The organism is Blautia sp. MSK.18.38 (assembly GCF_024460535.1).
Lineage (GTDB): Bacteria > Bacillota > Clostridia > Lachnospirales > Lachnospiraceae > Blautia_A > Blautia_A fusiformis.
In genome coordinates this window covers 49,486-74,358 of sequence record NZ_JANFYP010000008.1, presented here as the reverse complement: position 1 = coordinate 74,358, position 24,873 = coordinate 49,486, and the positions used below count along the sequence as shown (strand labels likewise).

Here is a 24,873-nt window from a genome sequence, read left to right as displayed (position 1 = left end):
ATGAAGAATAAGAAATAAAGAGGAAATACATGATTGATTTTAACAGACCTGCGTTTACAGGTAAGGAATTTGAGTACATCCGTGACGCAGTAGAACGGGGAATGCTCTGCGGCGACGGGATCTACACGAAGAAATGTTCTGCATGGATGGAAGAGCGCTTTCATGTGGGTCATGTGATGCTGACAACCTCCTGTACCCATGCACTGGAGATGGCTGCTTTTCTGGCAGATATCCAGCCTGGCGATGAGGTGATCATGCCGTCTTATACTTTTGTATCAACGGCAGATGCATTTGTGCTTCGCGGTGCAAGGATCGTATTTGTGGATATCCGGCCGGATACCATGAATATTGATGAGAAGCTGATCGAACAGGCAATCACAGATAAGACCCGCGCGATCGTTCCGGTCCATTATGCAGGAGTAGCCTGTGAGATGGACACGATCATGGAGATTGCCGGAAGACATGATCTGAAGGTAGTGGAAGACGCGGCCCAGGGTGTGGATGCCTACTATAAGGGAAAAGCCCTTGGTACCATTGGAGATTTTGGCTGCTACAGCTTCCATGAAACTAAGAACTATACCATGGGAGAGGGCGGTGCGATCCTGTTCAACGGGGATCAGTACCTTGAGAAGGCAGAGATCCTGAGAGAAAAAGGAACGGACCGCAGTAAGTTTTTCCGTGGTCAGGTAGATAAATACCGCTGGATGGATTATGGATCATCCTATCTTCCGAGCGAATTGAATGCGGCATATCTTTATGCCCAGCTGGAGCAGCATAAGAAGATCAGCGATAAGCGGATGCAGATCTATGATTTTTACAATGAGAACCTTAGATTTCTGGCGGAGGAAGGAAAGATCCAGCAGCCTTATGTACCGGAAGAATGCACACATAATGCACATATGTACTACATTAAGGTACATGATATTCAGGTACGCACAAGGCTTCTGAAATATCTCCGCGAAAAGGATATCTGCAGTGTGTTCCATTATGTACCCCTTCATTCCGCACCGGCAGGAAAAAAATTCGGAAGATTTTCCGGAGAAGATGTTTATACTACAAAAGAAAGCGAGCGTCTTATGCGACTGCCCATGTTCTATAATCTGGATATGGAGGATGCGAAGAGAGTTGTGGATGCGATTGCTTCCTTTGACGGGTTTTAACAGAAGAAGGGGAGAGCTATGAAAAAAACAAAAAAATTACTGGCAGTTTTCGCAGCAGTCAGTGTGGCGTTGATGCTGCCGTTACAGACCATGGCTGCAGTGGATCTGAATGCGAAATATGATATCAGCACCAACCAGATCCAGGGATGGCCGGCAGGACCGGATATTACCTCAGATACCGGTATCCTGATGGATGCAGACACAGGAGTTGTTCTTTATAACAAGGGCGGAGATGAACAGAGATATCCGGCCAGCATTACCAAGATCATGACCTTGCTGGTGGCAGTGGAGAACTCCACCATGGATGAGAAGGTGACCTTTACAGAGACCGGGGTGCGTAATGTTACGGCAGATTCCAGTAATATCGGCACAAAGGTGGGCGAAGTCCTGACTATGGAGGATTGTCTTCATGCTCTGATCATCCAGTCTGCCAATGACGTTGCGGCACAGATCGCAGAGCATATCGGCGGGACAGAGCAGGCATTTATCGATATGATGAACCAGCGCGCCAGTGAGATCGGATGTACCAATACACATTTTGCAAATTCCAGCGGACTTCCGGATGATAATCATTATTCTTCTGCGCGGGATATGGCGCTGATCTTCCGAGAAGGCCTGAAAAATGAAACATTCCGTACGGTTGTGGGCACACCGGACTATATCATCCAGCCTACAAATATGAACAGCCAGCAGAGGATCCTGCATACCCATCATCCTATGTTTGCACCGGAAAGCGGATTTTACTATGAAGGCTGCATTGGCGGAAAAACCGGAACTACCGTTGCGGCAGGGCATACACTTGTCACAGGAGTGACCAGAGATAATACCACATATATTGCAGTGACCATGCGTGGAACAGAGCTTTCCAATTCCTGTATGGACAGTACAGCTATGTTTAATTACGCATTTGAGAATTTCACAAAAACAGAAGTAAATGGCGGCTATGTATTCCTTCCAAAAGGGGTGGAGCTGAATTCCCTTACCGAGAAGTCAGAGAATACCAATGGGAAAACAGAAACCGGTTACTATTTCGGAGATTATCTGATCGGTACCGCAAGTGTTGCACAGGCAACTGATACACCGGTACCGGAACCGACCGCTGCAACAGAGGACAGCCAGGAAGCGGACAGCTCCGAAGCGGAAGCTTCCACAGAATCAGCAGAGGAAGATAACAGCAAAACAACAGAGAAGAGTACAGCCGGAGAGGACTCCAGCGAAAAAAAGAGCATTCCTGCCCTGCGTAAGATCCTTCTTATGATCATGGCAGCGATGATCCTGGTCCTGATCGCCCTTCTTGCGGCTCTCAGAATAAAAGAAAAGAAACATCACAAATAAATCAAAACAGAAAAGGAGAAAGAAAAAATGGGAAAAATAAGAGTAACACAGTGCGGAGATATTGAAGGATTAAAAGTGATCGAGCCAACTGTATTTGGTGATTCCAGAGGATATTTCATGGAAACATACAATTATAACGATTTCAAGGAAGCAGGCATTGATGTGGAATTCGTTCAGGATAATCAGTCCAGCTCCCGTTACGGTGTTCTCCGCGGACTTCATTTCCAGATCAGCTATCCCCAGGACAAGCTGGTACGTGTGGTAAACGGAGAAGTGTTTGATGTTGCGGTTGACCTTCGTGAAGGCTCCAAGACCTTTGGAAAATGGTATGGTGTAGTCCTTTCCGCAGAAAACAAGAAACAGTTCTTTATTCCTAAGGGATTTGCTCATGGCTTCCTGGTACTTTCCGAGAATGCAGAGTTCACTTACAAGTGCTCTGATTTCTATCATCCAAACGATGAGGGCGGACTGATCTGGAATGACAAGGACATTAACGTTGAGTGGCCGATCCCGGAAGGCATGGAGCTTATTTTCTCCGACAAGGACCAGAAGTGGGGAAGCTTCGAGGAATATAAGAATCGATAGGGAATTGCAGAATGAAGAAAATATTAGCTTTGCCGGCGGAGCTGTACCAGAATCGAAAGCTGGTTTTAAGCCTTGCAAAAAATGATTTCAAAACAAAATATGCAGGATCCTATCTTGGTATTGTCTGGGCATTTATCCAGCCTATCGTAACGATCCTGGTCTACTGGTTTGTATTTTCCGTAGGACTGAAGGCCGGAACGGTATCGGATTACCCTTTTGTACTCTATCTGGTATCCGGTATCGTGCCGTGGTTTTTCTTCCAGGATGCATTAAACGGTGGAACCAATGCCCTGATTGAATACAATTATCTTGTGAAGAAGGTTGTATTCAAGATCAGCATCCTTCCCATCGTAAAGATCATCTCCGCACTTTTCGTGCATGTTTTCTTTGTGGCCTTTGCGCTGATCTTATGTGCATGCTACGGATATACACCAAGCCTTTATACATTGCAGATCATTTATTACTCTGTCTGCACCTTCCTTTTTGTACTGGGACTCGTGTATGCTACAAGTGCGATCGTCATTTTTTTCCGTGATCTGACCCAGATCATCAGTATTTTTCTTCAGGTGGGTGTATGGCTTACACCGATCATGTGGGATATCAATATGCTTTCTTCACATCCATGGCTGATCAAGCTGTTTAAGCTGAATCCGATGTACTATGTAGTTACGGGCTACCGTGATTCCATGCTTGGTCATATCGGGATCTGGAACCATGCTTCATGGACGATCTATTTCTGGGTAGTTACGATCCTGCTTTTCGGACTGGGATCTGTGATATTCAAACGTCTGAAGCCGCATTTTGCAGATGTGCTTTAATTGAATGCGGATGGCGGATATCCGCCTGATCCGGACCGGACAGTTCCCATGGGGGATTTGCTCTGTAAGGATAAAAAGCAGAACGGCGGCAGATTGTGAGAGTGAACGATTTACACAAAAGTGAGGTTGAAAATGGCAGAAGATATTGCGATTTCAGTAAATGATGTCAGTAAGATGTACAAGCTTTACGATAATCCTATGGATCGTCTTAAGGAGTCCCTGGGATTATCCAGAAAAAAGAAATATAAAGAGCATTATGCGCTCAACCATGTATCCTTTCAGGTGCATAAGGGAGAAACAGTGGGAATTATCGGAACAAATGGTTCTGGTAAATCCACGATCCTGAAGATCATCACCGGCGTACTTTCGCCTACGGCCGGAGAAATAGCCGTAAACGGAAGGATTTCAGCGCTTCTGGAGCTGGGAGCCGGATTTAACGGAGAATATTCCGGACTTGAAAATGTATATCTCAACGGAAGCATGATCGGTTTTTCCAGGGAAGAGATCGATGCCAAGCTGCAGTCTATTCTGGATTTTGCAGATATCGGTGATTTTATCTATCAGCCGGTAAAAACATACTCCAGTGGTATGTTCGTGCGTCTGGCTTTTGCGGTAGCTATCAATATCGATCCGGAGATCCTGATCGTTGATGAGGCTCTTTCCGTGGGAGATGTATTTTTCCAGGCAAAATGTTACCGGAAGTTCGAAGAGTTCAAGGAAATGGGGAAGACCATTCTGTTTGTTAGCCATGACCTGAGCAGCATCGGAAAATACTGTGACCGTGTTGTACTTCTAAACAAAGGTGAGAAGCTTGCAGAGGGTGGTGCCAAGGAGATGGTCAATCTTTACCGTCGTGTGCTGGTCAATCAGTATGACGATGCAGATCTGGAAGAAAACACAGACGATGCAGAAGAGGGACAGACGACGGAGAACCAGGCAGCCAGAGCAGACGTTTCACTGAAAGCACATACCGGAAGCGGTAAAGCTATGAAGGACAGCCTGAACCTGAATCCCAAGGTCCTGGAATACGGCAGTAAGCTTGGCGAGATCGTGGATTTTGCCATCCGGGATGATACAGGTATGATCACCAATGTGATCGAAAAAGGCAAGGAATTTTCCGTTCAGATGAAAGTGAAGTTCCAGGCAGATGTCAGCGATCCGATCTTTGCATTTACCCTGAAAGATCTGAAAGGTACCGAGATCACAGGAACCAATACCATGTATGAACATACGCCTCTGAAACCGCAGAAGGCAGGCGATGTCCGTGAGATCACCTTCAAACAGGTGATGCCTCTGGAGGCAGGGGAATATATGCTGTGTCTGGGCTGCACCGGATATAAAGACGGCGATTTTACCGTATTTCATCGTCTTTACGATGTGTGTAACCTGACCGTGATCACAGATAAGAAAGCAGTGGGATATTTTGATCTGTTTTCCAAAGTATCTGTGAAATAAGTGGAGGAACGACTATGGCGGAGTTGAATTTAGATTATTATACGGCGAAGGATCATTATTCCGATGGGGATATCGAGGAAACACTTCTGAAAATGGCACAGGAAGGCAAATCTTTTGAAGACCTGCCGGAGGAAGAGGTGAGTTTTCCAATGGTCTACCATTTTTCAGGGCTGCGGGAGAATATCTTAAGCTGGTATCCTCTGAAAAAGGCGGATTCCGTTCTGGAGATCGGAGCCGGATGCGGAGCCATTACCGGAATGCTTTGCCGCAAGGCCGGTCATGTGACTTCCGTGGAGCTTTCCAAACGTCGGGCAGATATCAATTATGCGAGAAACAGGGATAAGGAAAATCTGACGATCATGGTTGGAAACCTGAATGACATGACTTTTCCAGAAAAATTCGACTATGTGGTAGTAAACGGTGTGCTGGAGTATGCCATGAGCTTTACCGAGGGAAAAACTCCTTACGAGACATTTCTTCAGCGTATGGGCGCTTATCTGAAGCCGGAGGGAAGACTTCTGATTGCCATTGAGAACAGACTGGGATTGAAGTACTTTGCCGGAGCACCGGAGGATCACACAGATCTTCACTTTTTCGGGATCAATGGATATCCGGGAAATCAGTCTGTGCGCACCTTTTCCAAGAATGAACTGGGAGAGCTGCTGGAAAACAGCGGCTTTCCTTTTCTGCGCTTTTACTACCCGTATCCGGATTATAAATTTCCGACAGAGATTTTTACAGATGAGAGCCTTTATACCAATTCCTACGGAAGAAGCTATCCTGTATACACAGATAAGACAGCAGATCTTTTTGCAGAAAGTGAAGGCGTAAAGGCCTTCGAAAAAGAGAAGATCCTGGACAGCTTTGTGAATTCTTTTCTTGTGGAGGCAGGACGTACCGAGAATCAGGACCCGGAGGAAATCCTTTATGTGAAGCTGAACCAGGAGCGAAAAGAAAAGTTCCGTCTTCTGACCAGGATCGTCCGGGAGAACGGAGAGGTCCGTGCGGAAAAAGAGGCTATGGTGCCCCAGGCTGAGGAATTTGTGGAAAAACTGGAAAAAACCGGAACAGAGAGTACCGGATCCGATAAATACAAGAATCTTCCCTGCAGGGCAGAAAACGGAAAGATCTCTTATCCGCTCCTTACTGGAAAAACTCTTCATCAGGAAATCGCAGAGCTTGCCCATAAAGAAGATCTTGAAGAGATCAAGGCCCTTCTTAAAAAATTCTATCAGGAATTTTTCGGGGCTCGTCAGGCTGCGGATTACAGGACTGGAGAGTTCCGCGAGGTATTTGGTGATCATCCGGGAAGAGAGGATTACGAATGTGTCTGCCCGGCCAATGTGGACCTGATCTGCAGCAACATCTTTATGGGAGAAAAGGAAAATCAGATCATAGATTATGAGTGGATGTTTGATTTCCCTGTGCCTGTGAATTTTATCATGTGGCGCCTGATCCATGAACTGTATACACATATTTCTGAGCTGCCGCGGTTATGTCATGAGGATGAGATGATGGCGGAGTTTGACATCAGCTATACAGACTATGAGATATTTATGGATTGGACCATGCATTTCGTCTATGAGTATGTGGGCTGTGGTTCCCTGATCCCGTTTGAACAGAAAAAGGTGCCGGTTTCCGTAACAGAGCTGGTGAACAGAGAAAGAGAAAAGCACCAGATGCACAGCAAGATATACTATGATCTTGGTGAGGGATTCTGTGAAGAGCATACACTTTATGCAGAGGGAAAACTTTCCGGAAACCGTTTCCGGGTAGAGTTTGCGCTTTCCGGTATCAAAGGAATACGCAATCTCCGCTGGAATCCTGCAAACGGTCATTTCCTGAAAGTGAGGATAGAGCGTCTGGATTGCGGATGCAGTGCGGAGCTTGTGCCTCAGGGTGTCCATATGAAGGTGGATAACAGTACCACTGCGTTTTTTACCACCGATGGCTTTTATCTTATCGATGTTACGCACCCGGAAAATGTGGACAGGATCGTAATAGAGGGAAAACTTGACTGCCTTGAGCTTCCGGATGTGGAAAAGCTTCTGGCCTTTGAAAAAGAGCGGGAAGTACGCAGAGAACAGGAGCGTGTCAGAAAAGAAGCTGAACGTGCCGCAAAGCAGGCAGCAGAGGAAGCAGCCCGTGCGCAGGAAGAGGCCCTTCGTCATCCAGGCAAAAAAGCGCAGGTAAAGAAACTGGTCAAAAAAGTTCTTCGTTATCATACAGAGCCGGCAGCAGTGATGGGAGTGGAGACAACTCCTACCTGTATGGGCAGTGTTGATTTCTTCCATTATGAGAATGGCACCTTAAATGCCATTGGCTGGGCCTTTGATCCGACGTTTGCGTCTATGGGACAGCCAAGGATCGTATTTTATCAGGGAACACAGAAGCTTCAGGAGGCTTCCTGTACTACGATCTACCGTACGGATGTGGCTAATGCCATTGGAAATCCGGATGCGGAAAGTGCCGGATTTTCTTTCCTGGCAACGGTTCTTGCGCCGGCAGAGACTTCTGTTTTCCTGGAATACGGAACCGCAGCGGATACCGGAAGATTCCTTATCGGAAAGATCCCGGGAACCAGGGATCAGAAAGAGCTTCTGGTATACGCGATCGAAGATCCGAAGAGTATCGGAAATCTCCGCCATTTCAAACAGCGTCATGTACGCAGCACGAGAAAGGCATATCCACAGGCAGTCTATCAGCAGAAGGTGGATGTGATCGTGCCGGTTTACAACGGACTGGAGTATTTTGATGCCCTGTTTTCCGGAATTGAAAAGACGAAGGTTCCTTATCGTCTGATCCTCGTAAATGACAAGAGCCCGGATCCTGAGGTAGGAAACTATCTGGAAAAATATGCCGCAGAGCATGACAATGTGGTACTTCTGAATAATGAGACCAATATGGGCTTTCTTCCGTCTGTAAACCGTGGATTAAAGATGGCGGAAAATCATGTGGCTCTTGTAAATACAGATGTGGAGGTTCCGGAAGAGTGGCTGGAGCGCCTGATGCTTCCGATCTTTGCAAAGGAAAATATTGCAACCACTACACCGTTTACCACCTGCGGAACCATCTGCAGCTTCCCGGATTTCTGCCGGGATAACAAACTGTTTGAGGGAATGCCGCTGTGGGAGATCGATGATGAATTCCGCATGATCCGTCCGCAGTATCCGGCTATGCCTACCGGTGTGGGCTTCTGCATGGGTATGAACCTGAAAGCGATCCAGGAGGTTGGCCTTCTGGATGAGGAGAATTTCGGAAAAGGCTACGGTGAGGAGAATGACTGGTGCCAGCGTGCCATAGCTGCAGGCTATGAGAACGTGCATGTGGATAACCTGTTTGTATATCACAAGCATGGTGGAAGCTTCCCGTCTGAGGAAAAGCAGAGACTTCTGAAAGAGCACAGTGAGGCGCTGCTCCGCAAGCATCCGGATTACAACAAGGATACTGCGGATTACTGCAGAAGAGACCCGCTTCGTCCAGTAAGACTCTACGTGGAAATGAAGCTTCTCAACAGGAAGCTGGATGTGCCTACCATTGTGGCTTTTGACCATGATCTTGGCGGCGGTGCAACGGCTTATCTTGTGGAGAAAAGACGTCTGGCTCTGCGGGAAGGATACCGTTTTGTGACCATCCGCTATAATATCGTAAGCAATCGTTTTTACTTTACGTATCAGTATAAGCAGTATGAGATGGAATTTTTTGCAAATGATCTGGAAACTGCCCTTGGTGAGCTGATGCGTGTGGATGAGATCTGGATCAACGAGCTTGTGACCTATCAGAATATTTACGGAACCCTGGAACGTATCCTGCGTCTTAAGAGAGAGCAGGGTGCGAAGCTCCTTATGCTTCTTCATGATTTCTTTGCCCTTTGCCCGGCAGTGAATCTGATCGATGCAGAAGGAAAATACTGTGGTGTTCCATCCTGTGAGGTCTGCGATAAATGTATTCCGGATAACCGCAGCAATGCCTGCACAGAATACGGAACCGGAACGCTCTGGCGTACAAAATTCCGGGAATTTCTGTCAAACTGTGATGAGATCCGTGCATTTTCCGATGATACGGCAAGGCTGTTCAAGCGTGCTTATCCGGATGTATACAATCTCCATGTGATCCCGCATGCACCCCATTACCTTCCGGCAGTGAAAAAAAATAAAAAAACCACAGAGACCTTTAACATTGGTCTTATCGGCGTACTCTGCTACAAAAAAGGCCTGGAGGTTGTGAAGGCGCTTGCAGGATATATCGAAGAGAATGAACTGAATATCCGTCTGAGACTGATCGGTACTTCCGACGAAGAGATCGAAAGTCCGGTATTTTCCCAGACAGGAAGATATACAAGAGAGGAGATCCCAAGACTTACCCTGGAGCAGGATATTGATATGTTCCTGATCCCGTCCGTATGGCCGGAGACCTTCTCCTACACAACCTCGGAGATCATTTCCATGGGATTTCCGGTAGCGGTACTTCCGGTAGGTGCACCTGTAGAACGTGTGAAACGCTATGCCAAGGGCCTTGTCCTGAAAGATGAGAAGCCGGAGAATATTGTGGAAGAGATGATTTCTCTGTGGAAAACTCTCGGCGAAAGTGAGCTCCCTGTGGAAAAACGCAGGCTTCTTTTCGTAGGAGAGGAGATTTCCTTTGCTTCCAGATATCGTGTGGAGCATTTCCGGGAGCAGCTGATCCTTAAAGGCTATGCATCGAAGTTTATCCAGATAGACCAGGCAGAGCAGGAAAAGATCGAGGAATATACAGCGATCGTGATGTACCGCTGCAGCAAGCTGATGGAAGCAGAACTGCTTGACAACCGGGCGAAAGCAGCCGGAATCCCTGTTTACTATGATGTGGATGACCTGGTATTTAATTACGAAAAAATTTCCGGGCTGCATTTCCTGAAGGGAAGCGAGTACAGTGACTTCCGCACAACTACAGACCGTATCCGCGGATGTATGGGATTCTGCGACGGATATTTTACATCCACGGAGACACTGGCAGGAGAGATCCGGGAAGAATTTCCGGAAAAACCGGTGGTGATCAACCGCAACTGTATGAGTATGGAGATGGAGATCCTGTCTCACGAGGCTGTGGAGCAGACAGACAAGGCTAAAGACCGGATCTATATCGGATATTTAAGTGGTTCCAAAACCCATGATCAGGATTTTGCCCAGGTGGAGGCAGCACTTCTGGAGGTGATGGAGCGCCACCCGGAGGTTTACCTGAAGCTGGTGGGTGTGCTGGATGAATCCGGAATGGAGCCGGTACAGAACCGCATCGAGAAGCTTCCGTTTATGGACTGGAGACAGCTGCCTGCCGTGATCGCAGGACTTGATATCAATCTGATGCCGCTGGAGAACAGCCTGTTCCACTGGTGTAAATCCGAGAATAAGTGGACAGAGGCTGCCCTTGTAAAGGTTCCGAGTGTCATGAGCCGTAACTGTGAGATGGAATACGTGGTCGAAAACGGAAAAGATGGCTGGATGTGCACCACAAAAGAAGAGTGGGTCAATGCCCTGGAAGCTCTGGTTACTGATGAGAAGGCCAGAAAAGCCATGGGTGAGGCCGCACATCAGAAGGTTATGGAACATTACCTTACAGTAAATACCGGAAAGGATGCAATGGAGGAATTGTTATGCAGCGAGAGCTATACGAAGTAGAAAAGGACAGGTTTGACCTGAAGGACAGTTCTCTGTATCACCTTCAGGGAACCTGGCCGAAGGATCATAAGCCGGAAGCCGTTCTTGACGGGGAAAAGCTTCCGGCAGCCATCAGTGCCCAGGAGCGTGTCAGCGCCCTGGAGCGCTTTAAGGATCTGGATCTGGTAAACGGAGAACGTGTGCAGATGGAAATCTGCCTGCCGGATCTGGAGGGCAAAAAGAAGCTTGTTGTTTATGCGGTAAAGGGTGAAAAACGTGTCCGGTGGTTTTCTGTTTCGGCAGCACAGCTTTACAGGAAACAGGGAAAACCGCAGTACTTTATCGAGAGTATCGAGGTGGAAGCCGGGGAAAAGATCTGCCGTGTCCGTGGCTGGGCAGCTTTTAACAGCCCCCTGACCATACGCCTGGAGGATCGCAGCCGGAAGGAAATCCCCTGCGAGATCACCAGACTGAAACGTGTGGATGTACAGAATCAGTACCAGGAAACAGAAATCGATGAGAAGAGCGGTTTTTTCTTTGAATTCCATTATGACAGTGTGAAGGAATTCTACATTGTATTTGAGGCAGGCAATGTGCGGACGCTTCGTCTGGTACATCTGCAGCCACAGAAGCGCCTTGCGGAGAAAGCTGCGGTATATTTCCGTAAGGGAAGCCGTTACATGAAGCTTCACGGGGCAGCAGCCCTTACCGGAAAGGTATTTGGAAAGGTGCTGGACCGTAAAAACCGTCCGGTGGATTATTCCAAATGGATCGTGAAGCATCTGCCGGACAAGGCAGAGCTTGCAGAAGAAAGAAAAACGAAATTTTCCAGGAATCCAAAATTCAGTATTGTGATCCCGCTTTACAAAACACCGGAAAAATATCTACAGCAGCTGGTAGATTCCATAGAAGCCCAGACCTACGGGAACTGGGAGCTTTGTCTTTCCGACGGAAGCGGAGCAGATTCTCCTCTTACCGATTATCTGAACAGGCTGGAAAAAAGTGATGACAGGATCCGTGTGATCCGCAACGACCAGGCACTTCAGATCGCAGAGAATACCAATGCGGCCATGAAAGCGGCAACAGGAGATTTTATCGTGTTTGCAGATCATGATGATGAGCTGACGCCGGACGCCTTGTTCCGGTGTGTGAAAGCGCTGAATGAGGATCCGGAGCTTAAGGTTCTGTATTCCGATGAAGATAAGATGTCCATGGACGGGCACAAATTCTTTCAGCCGCATTTCAAACCGGACTTCAATATTGATCTTTTGTGTACAGTAAACTACATCTGTCATCTTTTTGTCGTAAAAAAAGAAATCGTGGATCAGATCGGAATGCTGAAAAAGGAATTTGACGGTGCACAGGATTATGATTTTGTGTTCCGCTGTGTGGAAGCTGCGGGAAGAGAGCAGATCCATCATATCCCCAGGATCCTTTATCACTGGAGATGCCATGAGGATTCCACAGCAGAGAATCCGGAAAGCAAGATGTATGCCTTTGATGCAGGAGCACGTGCCATCAAGGCTCATTATGACAGGCTCGGAGTTCCGGTGGAAATCGAAAAGGGTGAATATCTTGGACTTTACCGTACAAAATTCCTCTGGGAGGAAAAACCGCTGATCTCCATCATCATCCCAAACAAGGATCACATCGATGATCTGAAGAGATGTATTGATTCCATTGAAGAAAAGGCAACTTACCGCAATTATGAGTATGTGATCGTAGAGAACAACAGTACGGAGGATGAGACCTTTGCTTACTATAAAGAGCTAGAAGCATCCAATCCGAAAGCCCATGTGGTGTACTGGGATGGTATTTTCAACTATTCTGCCATCAATAATTTCGGAGCTGCTCATGCTAAGGGTGACTATCTGCTTCTTCTCAACAATGATACGGAGATCATCAGCCCGGACTGTCTGGAGCAGCTTCTGGGATACTGTATGAGACCGGATGTGGGAGCTGTAGGAGCGCGGCTCTATTATGAGGATGATACCGTGCAGCATGCAGGAGTAGTCGTTGGCTTCGGCGGCATTGCGGGACACTGCTTTGTGCAGCAGAAGAGAGACGCTACCGGATACTGCCACAGGATCATCTGTGCCCAGGATTACAGCGCTGTAACCGCAGCCTGCATGATGGTGAAGCGTGAGGCCTTTGATAAGGTTCACGGATTAAGTGAGGAATTTCAGGTTGCCTTTAATGACATAGATTTCTGCCTTCGTCTGGGAAAAGCCGGATATCTGGTTGTATACAATCCTTATGCGGAGCTTTATCACTATGAATCCAAATCCAGAGGTCTTGAGGATACACCGGAGAAGGTGGCAAGATTTAACCGCGAGATCGCTTCCTTTGAGAAGCACTGGCCGGAGATCCTCCGTGACGGAGATCCTTACTATAATCCGAACCTTACACTGGAGAGCCAGGATTTCTCTCTGAAGCGGATATAGGAGGTTATATTTTGGAAAAGAAAAAAATCTGGAAGGATGAGAGAGTTCAGGCAGGGGTTCTTGTCCTGGCAGCATTTCTGCTCCTGACTGCATGGGCGTTCATGCAGCCCTTGGGGGCAGGCCCCGATGAAAAAATGCGCTACATGGTGGCACAGTATCTTCATGAGCATCCGGGAAAGCTGCCTCTTGGAGATGAGCCAACCATCCGTGATGCGACATGGGGGATTTCCTATGCCTATTATCCGATCCTTTCCTATATGGTATCTGCTGTATTTATGGGGATCGCAGGTCTGTTCCATGCTTCTGCAGACGGATTACTCCATGCGGCGAGAATGGCAGATGTGCTCTTTGTGACCGGAGCGGTATATTTTGTGGTGAAAGCATCCGGAAAGCTTTTTCCGAAAGAGGGAAGATGGCTGTTTGCCGCACTGGCAGGCTTTATGCCGCAGGCATTGTTTCTGGGAACTTATGTAAACACGGATTCCCTGGCACTTTTATCCATGGCGATGATCCTGTATTCCTGGTCCTGTTATCTGGAAGCGGGAGACTGGAGCTTCAGAAATTCGATCCTTCTGGCTGTTGGAATGGCGGTCTGTGCACTGTCCTACTATAATGCCTACGGATGGATCTTATGCAGCTTTCTGTTTTTCTGCCTGACAGTCCTTCTGTGCAGGGAAGAGCCGGTAAAACAGAGAGTTGCATTTCTGTTCCGGAGAGGGATCGTGATCGCGGCAGTAACCTTTGCCTTATGCGGCTGGTGGTTTATACGAAATGCCGTTCTCTATGACGGAGATCTTATCGGAAGAAAAGCCTGTGCACAGTGTGCGGAAAAATATGCGGCTGTTGATTACAGGCCGTCCAGATACCCTACACCGGAGAAGCTGAACTGGTCATGGAAGGATATCCTTCTGTATCAGGATCCGGGCTGGCAGCATAACTGGCTGCTGACAGTACTGGTAAGCTTTATCGGAACCTTTGGTCTGATGCAGATTTATATGCCTTATAATGTGAGCAAGGCATATTTCCTGTTCTTTGGAATGGGTGGGATCGGTATTTTGACCATGCTGGGAATATTTTATCCGAAGAAACGTACTGTGGTAAAAGAACGAAAAGCAGCAGGAAGTGAAAAGCTGAAGATAAAAACAATAACCGTGTACGATAAATGGGACAGAAAAGGGATCTTTCATCTGCTGCTGATCCTTCTGATCCTGATCCCTGTGGGTCTGTTTATGTATTATGTATATTATAGTGACAACCAGGCACAGGGACGTTATATCATGCCGGCACTGTATCCGGCCATGTATTTTGTGACAGCCGGCTGGAATCGTCTGCTTGAGCGTTTTGTAAAAAAGGAAAATATCAGAATGTGGATATACCGGGTCCTGACAGCACTTCTGGCTGCTTCGCCGTTTTTATGCTATATCTTCCTGGTAGTTCCGTTTTATGGCTGACACCCCGATGGGTGAGATGGCAGAAAAAAATCCCTTCTATGTATCCGGATATGACCGGTACATAGGAGGGATTTTTTGATTCTGAAATATATTTGCCTGGGAACCAAGATCAGGAACGGATGATCCGGATCATGCGCCACAGCAGAAGGATAAGGAGCAGGATGCCCACACCGCCAATGGCAAAATACGGGATCTGGGATCTGGATTCGGAATAAGCTTTTGCAGAATCCATGTTTTCATCATTTTCCAGTACATCGGAAGAGCTTTCCTGGGAGGAATCCTCGACAACTGCAGTTCCCACCTGAGTTCCGCCAAAGGAATAGGTGCGTAAGATCTGACCATCAGATTCCGTATCTTCCGTAGTCAGGTCGTCTGCGGTCGCACCGGATGGAACCATTACAGTGCCGCCGGACAGGATGTGAAAATCATCCTCGCTGAGATTCAGAAGCTGGAAATTGGAAAAACCGTAATCCAGAAGTGAGATCGCTTCGTTGGCTGTCTGACCGGTCGCTCCGTTCATGACTACTGCGATCAGAGTAGTACCATTTCGCTGTGCAGCTGTGACAAGAACGCTTCCGGAAGCAGTGGTGGTACTTTCACGACCGCCGATACATCCTTCATAATAGGAAGCGGATGCAGGATCTGTCATGGTAAAAGAGCTTGTCAGGTTACGGGTACCGCCGGAAACATTGGTAGCCGGGATCGTATAGGAGGTGGCTCCGGAGATGGTGCGGAAGCTGTCATTACGGATAGCCGCCTGCATGATCAGAGCCAGATCATGTGCTGTGGTATGCTGGTTGTCATCCGGGAGACCGGTAGGATTGGTAAATACCGTATTGGTGCATCCAAGTTCTCGGGCACGGTCGTTCATTTTCTGGACAAAGGCATCCACAGATCCGCCGATCTGTTCTGCGACCTGGAGAGCAATGTCATTGGCAGAGGCCAGCATCAGAGCGTAAAGGCACTGCTCCATGGTAAATACCTCTCCGAGCTGTGAGGAAATATGAGCGCCTCCGTCTGTAACACCGGATACACCGGTTTCTGTCATGGTAACCTGATCGTCAAGCTGGCTGTTCTCCAGTGCCAGAAGACAGGTCATGATCTTAACTGCGCCGGCCGGAGAAAGCGTGGTGTCCATATCCTTGGCATAGAGAATCGTATCGGAAGTATCTTCCATGATCACGGCAGATGCGGAAGTGATCTCAGGCCCCTGAGGCCATCCGCTGATCCCATTGGTGGTAACACCGGAGGATACAGCAACAGCGGTTTCTTCTGTGGCGAAAACTGGAGTCTGGAACACCATGGAAGCGGAGATCCCAATAGCCAGAAGCGCTGTGGTTATTCTTGATTTTTTCATGATAAATGGTACTCCTGTATAAAAAATAATTCTTATGTAAGCAATACATACGTAAGCTCAGTATAACACATTTCCTCTCTTCCTTGCAAAAAAAATGATGGAATGGTAAAATATGTTCATCAAACTGTTACTGAGAACAGAGTGAACAGTAACAGCAAACTGAGTAATACGGAGATAATATATGAGTAAAGATGATTCTACAGGAAAGATCCAATGGGACAGACTTATAAAGAAGCTTTCCCCCTATACAGTACAGAAGGGCTTAAGATACCTGAAGCATTATGGTCTGAAAGAGTTCTGGATCCGGCTTCATGAACGTTTTGAACCGGAAGAGGTTCCTTACGGACCATGGTATGAGGCATACAGACCTGACGAGGAAACACTGGAGAAGCAGCGGAAACGCAAATTTCCGGATGGGCCGTTGATCAGCATTGTGGTACCTGCATATCTGACACCGGAGCGTTTTTTAAGACAGATGCTGGACTCTCTCCTTGCACAGACATATGAGAACTGGGAGCTGTGTCTGGCAAACGGAAGCCCGGAGGATCCGGACATGCAGACTGTGCTGAGATCCTATGCAGAGATGGACAGGAGGATCCGCTATCAGGATCTGAAAGAGAATCTTGGCATTGCAGAAAATACAAACGCAGCTTTTGCCATGGCAGAGGGTGATTTTATCGCACTTCTGGATCATGATGATCTGCTGGCACCTAATGCATTGTATGAGATCGCGGCGGCACTGGAGGAGCATCCGGAGGCGGATGTGATCTATACAGATGAGGATAAGGTCACGACAGATCTTTCTGAACATTTTCAGCCCCATCTGAAACCGGACTTTAACCTGGATCTTTTAAGATCCAATAATTATATCTGCCATTTTCTGGTGGTAAGACGTTCCGTAGTGCAGACAGTGGGCGGATTTCGCCGGGAATTTGACGGCGCCCAGGATTATGATTTCATTTTCCGCTGTGTGGAGCAGGCAAGGAAAGTGGTCCATGTACCGGAGATCCTTTATCACTGGAGGACCCACAAATCCTCCACAGCAGATAATCCGGCAAGCAAGATGTATGCTTTTGAAGCCGGCAGACGTGCCATTGAGGGGAATCTCAAACGGACCGGAACTCCGGGAACCGTGGAGCATACTCCGGATTTTGGATTTTACCGTGTGAAGTATCCGGTGCAGGGAGAACCTCTGGTTTCTGTTATCATTCCGAACCGTGAGGAGAAAGAAACGCTTCAGGCCTGCGTGGAATCCATTTTTGAAAAAACTGCCTACAAAAATTACGAGATCATCATTGTGGAGAATAACAGCAGCTCCGAAGAGATCTTCCGGTATTACAGAAAGCTTTCGGAGGATCCCAGGGTCCATCTGATCCGCTGGAAAAAAGGCTTCAACTATTCTGCCATCAACAATTTCGGGGTGCGCCATGCCAAGGGAGATTATCTGCTTTTTCTGAATAATGACGTAAAGGTCATCGATCCGGACTGGATGTCAGAGATGCTGAGCGTGTGCCAGCGTAAGGAAACAGGTGCAGTTGGCGTCAAGCTGATCTATCCGGATAACACCATTCAGCATGCAGGCTGCGTGGTGGGAATGGGCGGAATTGCCGGGAACATGTTTGTGAATATGCCGGCAGAGCGTACCGGATATCTCCATAAGGCCTCTCTTCTGCAGGATATGAGCTGTGTGACTGCAGCATGTATGATGATGAAGAAGGAAGTTTTTCTGGAGGCAGGAGGCTTTACGGAAGAGCTTGCAGTTGCGTTTAATGATGTGGATCTCTGTCTGAAGGTGCGAAGCCACGGCCATCTGATCGTCTATGATCCGTATGTGAAGCTCTATCATTACGAATCCAAGTCAAGAGGCACTGAGGACAGCGAGGAAAAGGTCCGCCGTTTCCAGACGGAGATCGAATACATGCGCTGTCACTGGCTGGATATCCTGAAAAAAGGAGATCCATACTATAACAAAAATCTTTCTTTAACCAAATGGAATTATTCCCTGAAGCCCCTTCCGGGAATGGGAAAGAAGAAGGGATAAAGCAATGCAGGAAGTATCAGTAGTCATACCAAACTTTAACGGAATGGCATATCTGGATGGTGTTCTTTCCAGTCTTGAAAGACAGACTATCCGTAATTTTGAGGTTATACTAGTGGATAATGGTTCCACTGATGGCAGCTGTGCATTTGTTTCAGCGGAATATCCATGGGTACACATGATACAGCTTCCGGAGAATTACGGTTTCAGCAGAGCCGTCAATGAAGGGATCCATGCGGCACGTTCCCCATATGTGTTGCTTCTGAACAATGATACGGAAGCGGAACCGGATTTCCTGGAGGAGATGGTTGCTGCCCTGCGCAGACATAAGAAGGCATTTTCCTGTCAGGCAAAGATGATCCAGCTTCATGACAGGGACAAGATGGATGATGCCGGAAATTATTACTGTGCCCTTGGCTGGGCTTTTGCCAGGGGAAAAGGCAAGGACATCCGCCATTATGACCGAGAGCAGAAGATTTTTTCCACCTGTGCGGGAGCTGCGATCTACCGGAAGAAATTTATTGACAGGATCGGAGATTTTGATGAGGAGCATTTTGCTTATCTGGAGGATCTGGATATCGGTTATCGGGCCAGAATCTGCGGTTATCAGAACTGGTATGCTCCAAAAGCGAAAGTTTATCATGTAGGAAGCGGTACTAGCGGATCCAGATATAATCAGTTTAAGATCCGGTATTCTTCCAGAAACAATATTTATCTTATCTATAAGAATATGCCGTTTCTCCAGATCGTGCTGAACCTTCCGTTTTTTCTGGTGGGATTCGGTGCGAAGATCCTGTTTTTTGCGTCCAAGGGATTCGGACGTGAGTACCTTGCAGGCATCAAAAACGGCTTTCAGATCAGCCGCAAAAACAAAAAAGTCAGATTTTCCATGAGGAATCTTCCGCGTTATATACAGCTCCAGTTTGAACTCTGGATCAACATTTTTAGGCGTTTTGCCGGTTAAGACACCATATTTTCACAGAATTTTTATATTTCGGAGGGAAGATTTTATTGCTTTTGGTTTTCATCTATTATAAGATAAAAGCAATGAACTTAAATGAGGTGGCGGAAATTGATTAAAGACAACCAGAAAAATTTCAGTCGTCTCCATATGCTGATCGATGTATTTGTGATCGCGGCCTCCTATGCCCTGGCCTGGCTGATCCGTTTTCAGGGAATTTTTGAGCATTCGGCGGTCCAGTCCAAGACCGTCCAGGAATATATGTTTATGCTGATATTCATTATTCCGGGATATTTACTTCTTTATCAGGCCTTTGATCTTTATACACCGATGCGAATGCAGGGGCGTCGTCTCGTACTTGCCGGAATTGTGAAGGCAAATGCGTTAGGGCTCCTTATCATCATGTTTGCACTTTACAATTTTAAAGAGCTGGACTATTCCCGTCTTACTCTGGTTTCTTTCTGTGTGATCAATATCGTCCTGGAATGGTTTGTGCGTATGGTTATATTTTACATTCTCCGGGATATGCGCAAAAAAGGAATGAACCAGAAACAGGTGCTGCTGGTAGGATACAGCCGTGCTGCCGAGGAATATGTAGACAGGATCCTGCAGAATCCGCAATGGGGATACGTGATCAGGGGCATACTGGATGACAATGTGCCGGCAGGCACTACTTATAAGGGCGTTAAGGTGATCGGTCGAATCGCCAATCTGATGATCATCCTTCCATCCAGTCGTCTGGATGAGATAGCCATTACCCTGGGCTTAAGTGAGTATTATCGTCTGGAAGAGATCGTTGCACTCTGTGAAAAATCCGGCGTGCACACAAAATTTATTCCGGATTATAATAATATTATTCCGACCAAACCATATACAGAAGATATTCTCGGGCTTCCGGTGATCAATATCCGGTATGTGCCCCTGAGCAACACGTTTAATGCACTGATCAAGAGATCTATGGATATTGCAGGCGCGATCGTTGCGATCATTGTGTCCTCACCAGTGATGCTGGTGTTGTGTATGCTGATCAAGCTGACTTCGCCGGGCCCGCTGATCTATAAGCAGGAACGTGTCGGGCTTCACAATCAGACTTTCCGGATGTATAAATTCCGTTCCATGGAGATCCAGAAAGAATCAGAAGAAAAAAAGGCGTGGACAGTAAAGAACGATCCAAGAGTTACCGGAATCGGTAAATTTATGCGTCATACCAGTCTGGATGAGCTTCCACAGCTTTTTAACATTCTGAAGGGTGAGATGAGTCTTGTGGGACCAAGACCGGAGCGGCCGTTTTTTGTAGAAAAGTTTAGGGAGGAGATACCACGTTATATGGTCAAGCATCAGGTGCGGCCGGGTCTTACCGGGTGGGCACAGGTAAATGGCTATCGTGGAGATACTTCTATCAGAAAAAGGATAGAGTGTGATCTGTATTATATCGAAAACTGGTCTGTGGGATTTGATATAAAGATCATGTTTCTTACCATATTCAAAGGATTTATTAATAAGAACGCATACTAAAAAGGGGAAAAGGAAAAGATGTCAAAACCTCGGAAAAAAAGCAAGAAGATTTTATTTATCCTGGAGATCGTCGTACTGCTCCTGTTTATCGGAGGTCTGTTCGTTTATGGTCAGATCTCAGCCAAACTGGATAAGATCGACATCCAGGAAACAGATCTTGCAGACCAGGATATTGTAACTAATGATCAGGCACCGCAGATGACGGGATATACCACCTATGCACTGTTCGGACTGGACCACAGAAGCAAGAATGAGAAGCTGAATACAGAGAACAGTGATACCATCATCATTGCGAGTATCAACAATGATACGAAGGCAGTCAAACTTGTGTCTGTCTATAGAGATACCCTTCTCAATGTAAAGGATGATACCTATTCCAAAGCCAATTCGGCATATGCATTTGGCGGACCGACCAACGCGGTTTCCATGCTGAATACGAATCTGGATCTGAATATCACAGATTATGTTGCCATTGATTTTAATGCGCTGGTAACTGTGGTAGACTGCCTCGGAGGATTGGACATCCCTCTTTCCTATGCGGAGATCGTTCATATGAACAATTACTGTGTGGAGACATCAGAGGAAACCGGAAAGAGCTACACACCGATCGAACTGCCGGATCCGAAGCCGGAGGATGAGGAAGCAATCGTAGATACCTATCATCTTAATGGTGTACAGGCTACCTCCTACTGCCGTATCCGTTATACTGCAAGTCTTGATATGGGACGTACCGAGAGACAGAGACGAGTGATCCAGATGATCGTAGATAAGGCGAAAAAGGCAGGACTTTCCACTATCTTTGATATTATGGATCAAGTATTCCCGATGGTCAAAACTTCTGTTTCCAAAACAGAGATCCTGAAGATGATCCCGGCTATGATCGGCTACAGTATTGATGAAACTACAGGCTTCCCCAATGATTATAAATTTGCCCAGGTAAAGGGCAGCGTTATCGTACCTACCACACTGGAATCCAATGTTCTGAAGATGCATCAGTTTCTGTATGGAGACACCAGTTACACTCCGACGCAGGATGTACTCAACAGAAGTGCCCAGATCACAAATATCGCAGGCGGAGGCGACGTGCAGGACACTGCACCTGCGGTGACAGATACACCGAATGACGCAACGGATGATTCGTACACGTGGCAGGGAGATACATCCACAGATTACAGCAGTACGGACACAAGTGATGATGCTGATTACAGCACAGACACAGATTATGATTCGGATTACTCCGGAGACGATTACAGCACAGATACGGATTATTCCGGAGACGATTACAGCACAGATACGGACGATTCCGATACGGATTATAGCGATTATACCGACGGAGAAGATTATTCGGAGAATGAATAAAACATCAAAATAAGCAACCAGCAGAAGGGACCATCCAGTAACGGGTGGTCCTTTCTGGACAGGAGACAAATATGAAAACATTAAAAACAGACGTGATCATCCCGGCATACCGTCCGGGAGAAGAATTTGAAAAACTGCTGGAAAGACTCAGCGCACAGAAATATCCTATCAATAAGATCCTTGTCATGAATACAGAAAAGAAATTCTGGAAAGAGACCTGGGAACAGGAATATCCGCTTGTGGAAGTCCGGCATCTTACAAAAGAAGAATTTGACCATGGCGGTACCAGAAGGCAGGCGGCAGAGCTTTCGGATGCGGAGATCCTTGTATTTATGACACAGGATGCAATGCCGGCAGACAGGGAACTGATCGGAGCACTGGTAGGAGCTCTTGCAGAGAATCCACAGGCAGGAGCCGCTTATGCGCGTCAGCTTCCAAAAAAGGACTGCAGATTTCTGGAAAAATATACCCGTTCCTTTAATTATCCGGAACAGTCCTGTCTGAAAACGGAAAAAGATGTACAGACCTACGGGATCAAAACATATTTCTGCTCCAACGTCTGTGCTGCTTATGATCACAGGATCTATGATGAGATTGGTGGATTTCCGGAGCATGCTATTTTTAATGAAGATATGATCTATGCAGGCTGGATGGTAAAAAAAGGCTATGGAGTTGCCTATGTATCAGAAGCGCGTGTATATCATTCTCACAATTACACCTGTATGCAGCAGTTCCACAGGAATTTTGATCTGGGAGTTTCCCAGGCGGAGCATCCGGAGGTTTTTGAAGGAGTGCCTTCCGAAGGTGAGGGCATCCGGCTGGTAAAAAAAAGCATGGCATATCTTCTGAAAACAGGCCACATATGGCTGATCCCCGGACTGTTTTTGCAGAGCGCTTCCAAATACGCCGGATATTTTCTCGGAAAACGATACAAAAAGCTCCCTGAAAAAATGATCCGATCCTGCACCATGAATCCGGAATACTGGAAAAAGAACAAATAAGAGCAGGTCACGGTTTTTTAAAAGAGATATCACAGTTTAAACACAATTCCCTGTTAAACTGTCTTTTATAAGAGAAATAAATGTTACTGAGAACGGAGTGAGCAGTAACAGATACATGCATCAGATAACATAGAAGGGAGCACCAGAGGCATGAGTGAAGAGAATAAATGGGGGACAGGCTTGCCGGATGAGGATAAGAATGCTTCGGCAGAACAGAAACCGCTGACGCATCCTTATTCTGAGGGACGCAGGATGCAGGAGAGCGGACAGGACAGTTATGCAGGTGCCGGACAGAGTGAAGGCACTTCGCAGGAGAAACCAAAATACGGACATTATGAGGTGCATCAGCCTCAGGCCGGTAATTATGCCGGTGGAAATATACCGCCCAAAAAGCCGCGGAAAAAGAGAGATTTTTCAGGCAACAACAGCTTTGGAAAGAAAGCAGCCACTGCGGTGGCACTGGCTGTGATCTTTGGGCTGGTAGCCGGAGTGGTTTTTCAGGGCGTGAATATTGCAGCAGATAAATACAGAGGAAATGACAGCAGTACAACAATCGGAAAGACAGAAACAGTTACCGGGACAGAGGACAGTACTGACAGTAGCTCTGCGGATTCTACTGTGAAGGATATTGTGGCAGAGAGTGGTACAGTGGCCGGTGTAGCCCAGGCAACCATGTCTTCTATCGTTGCCATTACATCTGTCAGTGTGCAGGAGATCCCAAGCTTTTTCGGATATGGAACGAGGCAGTATCAGAGTGCAGGAAGTGGTTCCGGTATTATTGTAGGAGAAAATGACAGCGAGCTTCTCATTGCGACTAACAACCATGTGGTATCTGGAGCGACTACACTTACTGTGTGCTTTGCAGGCAGTGATGTGGTAGGAGCGGAAGAAGAAACCCAGGCTATGGCAAGCAGCTCCGATGGAGATGCGGATGTGGATAACGCAGTTTCTGCCAAGATCAAAGGTACCGATGAAGAGAATGATCTGGCAGTGGTGGCAGTGGAGAAATCCGATATTCCGGATGAGACCATGGATGAGATCAAGATCGCACAGATGGGAAGCTCGGACGATCTTGTAGTCGGTGAGCAGGTGGTTGCCATTGGCAATGCACTGGGCTATGGACAGTCAGTTACCTCCGGATGGATAAGTGCCCTTAACAGAAGCATCGGTACAGAGGACGGAGAAGCCAGCGGACTGATCCAGACTGATGCAGCGATCAATCCCGGAAACAGTGGCGGTGCACTTCTGAACATGAACGGTGAAGTGATCGGTATCAATGCGGCCAAGTATGCAGACAGTCAGGTGGAAGGCATGGGATATGCCATTCCGATCTCCAAGGCAGAGCCGATCCTGGAAGAACTGATGAACCGCGAAACCAGAGATAAGGTGGAAGATTCTTCCAAGGTAGGATATATGGGAGTCAAGGCTGCCGATCTTACAACAGAAGCCATCCAGATGTATAATATGCCGGCAGGTGCTTTTATTACTGAGGTAACGGAAGGCGGCGCAGCAGATAATGCAGGGATCAAAAAAGGCGATATCATTGTGAAGCTGGATGGACAGAAGGTAAGCGGCAAGGATGACCTTGTTGATAAGCTGCAGTATTATGAGGCAGGAGAAACCATCGAAGTGGTGATCTCCAGAGCGAACAGCGGAGAGTACAAGGAACAGACGGTTGAAGTGACCCTCGGAAGCAAACCCTCTTCTGACAAATAAAAGAAAATACAGGATAACCATTTATAAACCGGGGAGCTGCATAAG

The 24,873-nt window shown here is 47.1% G+C and carries 15 protein-coding genes; 14 read left to right on the top strand and 1 reads right to left on the bottom strand.

Features of this window, described 5'->3' with window-relative positions:
- Positions 1–29: 29 nt before the first annotated feature.
- The 8 genes from rffA to NE638_RS06850 all read left to right on the top strand — a co-directional run bounded on the left by rffA (position 30) and on the right by NE638_RS06850 (position 14,881).
- Positions 30–1,160 carry a dTDP-4-amino-4,6-dideoxygalactose transaminase gene (gene rffA / locus NE638_RS06885; RefSeq protein WP_015527415.1) on the top strand — a complete coding sequence of 377 codons (1,131 nt, stop codon included), beginning with the start codon at positions 30–32 and terminating at the stop codon, positions 1,158–1,160.
- An 18-nt stretch (positions 1,161–1,178) separates the two neighbouring features.
- Positions 1,179–2,495: a D-alanyl-D-alanine carboxypeptidase family protein gene (locus NE638_RS06880; protein WP_173745938.1), complete on the top strand. Its 1,317-nt coding sequence runs from the start codon at positions 1,179–1,181 to the stop codon at positions 2,493–2,495.
- Positions 2,496–2,522: 27 nt separating this feature from the next.
- A complete protein-coding gene (gene rfbC / locus NE638_RS06875) occupies positions 2,523–3,080 on the top strand; it encodes a dTDP-4-dehydrorhamnose 3,5-epimerase (RefSeq protein ID WP_173745937.1) in 558 nt (185 codons plus the stop codon).
- A gap of 11 nt (positions 3,081–3,091) precedes the next feature.
- Positions 3,092–3,898 carry an ABC transporter permease gene (locus NE638_RS06870; RefSeq protein WP_015527413.1) on the top strand — a complete coding sequence of 269 codons (807 nt, stop codon included), beginning with the start codon at positions 3,092–3,094 and terminating at the stop codon, positions 3,896–3,898.
- A 132-nt stretch (positions 3,899–4,030) separates the two neighbouring features.
- Positions 4,031–5,353, top strand: a complete 1,323-nt coding sequence (locus tag NE638_RS06865; RefSeq protein WP_173745936.1) for an ABC transporter ATP-binding protein — start codon at positions 4,031–4,033, stop codon at positions 5,351–5,353.
- Between the two features lie 14 nt (positions 5,354–5,367).
- Positions 5,368–11,007: a glycosyltransferase gene (locus NE638_RS06860; RefSeq protein ID WP_173745935.1), complete on the top strand. Its 5,640-nt coding sequence runs from the start codon at positions 5,368–5,370 to the stop codon at positions 11,005–11,007.
- Positions 10,983–13,430, top strand: a complete 2,448-nt coding sequence (locus tag NE638_RS06855; RefSeq protein WP_118752906.1) for a glycosyltransferase family 2 protein — start codon at positions 10,983–10,985, stop codon at positions 13,428–13,430. The genes NE638_RS06860 and NE638_RS06855 overlap by 25 nt, the downstream gene beginning before the upstream one ends.
- An 11-nt stretch (positions 13,431–13,441) precedes the next feature.
- Positions 13,442–14,881: an ArnT family glycosyltransferase gene (locus NE638_RS06850; RefSeq protein WP_243148622.1), complete on the top strand. Its 1,440-nt coding sequence runs from the start codon at positions 13,442–13,444 to the stop codon at positions 14,879–14,881.
- Between the two features lie 109 nt (positions 14,882–14,990).
- On the opposite strand, the gene NE638_RS06845 is transcribed toward NE638_RS06850, so the two are convergent.
- Positions 14,991–16,238 carry a D-alanyl-D-alanine carboxypeptidase family protein gene (locus NE638_RS06845; RefSeq protein WP_118608661.1) on the bottom strand — a complete coding sequence of 416 codons (1,248 nt, stop codon included), beginning with the start codon at positions 16,236–16,238 and terminating at the stop codon, positions 14,991–14,993.
- A 181-nt stretch (positions 16,239–16,419) separates the two neighbouring features.
- Here NE638_RS06845 and NE638_RS06840 point away from each other — a divergent pair, with 181 nt between their 5' ends.
- From NE638_RS06840 to NE638_RS06815, 6 genes are all read left to right on the top strand, one after another.
- Positions 16,420–18,279 (top strand): glycosyltransferase family 2 protein, encoded by a 1,860-nt coding sequence (locus tag NE638_RS06840; RefSeq protein ID WP_022426968.1) that lies wholly within the window; start codon positions 16,420–16,422, stop codon positions 18,277–18,279.
- 4 nt (positions 18,280–18,283) lie between these two features.
- Positions 18,284–19,240: a glycosyltransferase family 2 protein gene (locus NE638_RS06835; protein WP_021651911.1), complete on the top strand. Its 957-nt coding sequence runs from the start codon at positions 18,284–18,286 to the stop codon at positions 19,238–19,240.
- A 108-nt stretch (positions 19,241–19,348) separates the two neighbouring features.
- Complete coding sequence (locus tag NE638_RS06830) at positions 19,349–20,752, top strand: undecaprenyl-phosphate glucose phosphotransferase (RefSeq protein ID WP_022426969.1); 1,404 nt, start codon at positions 19,349–19,351, stop codon at positions 20,750–20,752.
- An 18-nt stretch (positions 20,753–20,770) separates the two neighbouring features.
- Complete coding sequence (locus NE638_RS06825) at positions 20,771–22,111, top strand: LCP family protein (protein WP_022426970.1); 1,341 nt, start codon at positions 20,771–20,773, stop codon at positions 22,109–22,111.
- Between the two features lie 71 nt (positions 22,112–22,182).
- Entirely contained in the window at positions 22,183–23,112 is a 930-nt protein-coding gene (locus NE638_RS06820; protein WP_022426971.1) for a glycosyltransferase family 2 protein, read from the top strand.
- Positions 23,113–23,262: 150 nt separating this feature from the next.
- Positions 23,263–24,828 carry a S1C family serine protease gene (locus NE638_RS06815; protein WP_022426972.1) on the top strand — a complete coding sequence of 522 codons (1,566 nt, stop codon included), beginning with the start codon at positions 23,263–23,265 and terminating at the stop codon, positions 24,826–24,828.
- The last annotated feature ends 45 nt before the right edge of the window (positions 24,829–24,873 follow it).

What these genes read in the sequence shown, in the direction of transcription:
- rfbC (WP_173745937.1), top strand. Translation starts at nt 2,523, where the DNA reads ATGGGAAAAATAAGAGTAACACAGTGCGGAGATATTGAAGGATTAAAA.
- NE638_RS06845 (WP_118608661.1), bottom strand. Translation starts at nt 16,238, where the DNA reads ATGAAAAAATCAAGAATAACCACAGCGCTTCTGGCTATTGGGATCTCC.
- NE638_RS06865 (WP_173745936.1), top strand. Translation starts at nt 4,031, where the DNA reads ATGGCAGAAGATATTGCGATTTCAGTAAATGATGTCAGTAAGATGTAC.
- NE638_RS06880 (WP_173745938.1), top strand. Translation starts at nt 1,179, where the DNA reads ATGAAAAAAACAAAAAAATTACTGGCAGTTTTCGCAGCAGTCAGTGTG.
- NE638_RS06840 (WP_022426968.1), top strand. Translation starts at nt 16,420, where the DNA reads ATGAGTAAAGATGATTCTACAGGAAAGATCCAATGGGACAGACTTATA.
- NE638_RS06825 (WP_022426970.1), top strand. Translation starts at nt 20,771, where the DNA reads ATGTCAAAACCTCGGAAAAAAAGCAAGAAGATTTTATTTATCCTGGAG.
- NE638_RS06855 (WP_118752906.1), top strand. Translation starts at nt 10,983, where the DNA reads ATGCAGCGAGAGCTATACGAAGTAGAAAAGGACAGGTTTGACCTGAAG.
- NE638_RS06860 (WP_173745935.1), top strand. Translation starts at nt 5,368, where the DNA reads ATGGCGGAGTTGAATTTAGATTATTATACGGCGAAGGATCATTATTCC.
- NE638_RS06835 (WP_021651911.1), top strand. Translation starts at nt 18,284, where the DNA reads ATGCAGGAAGTATCAGTAGTCATACCAAACTTTAACGGAATGGCATAT.
- NE638_RS06815 (WP_022426972.1), top strand. Translation starts at nt 23,263, where the DNA reads ATGAGTGAAGAGAATAAATGGGGGACAGGCTTGCCGGATGAGGATAAG.
- NE638_RS06820 (WP_022426971.1), top strand. Translation starts at nt 22,183, where the DNA reads ATGAAAACATTAAAAACAGACGTGATCATCCCGGCATACCGTCCGGGA.
- NE638_RS06870 (WP_015527413.1), top strand. Translation starts at nt 3,092, where the DNA reads ATGAAGAAAATATTAGCTTTGCCGGCGGAGCTGTACCAGAATCGAAAG.
- rffA (WP_015527415.1), top strand. Translation starts at nt 30, where the DNA reads ATGATTGATTTTAACAGACCTGCGTTTACAGGTAAGGAATTTGAGTAC.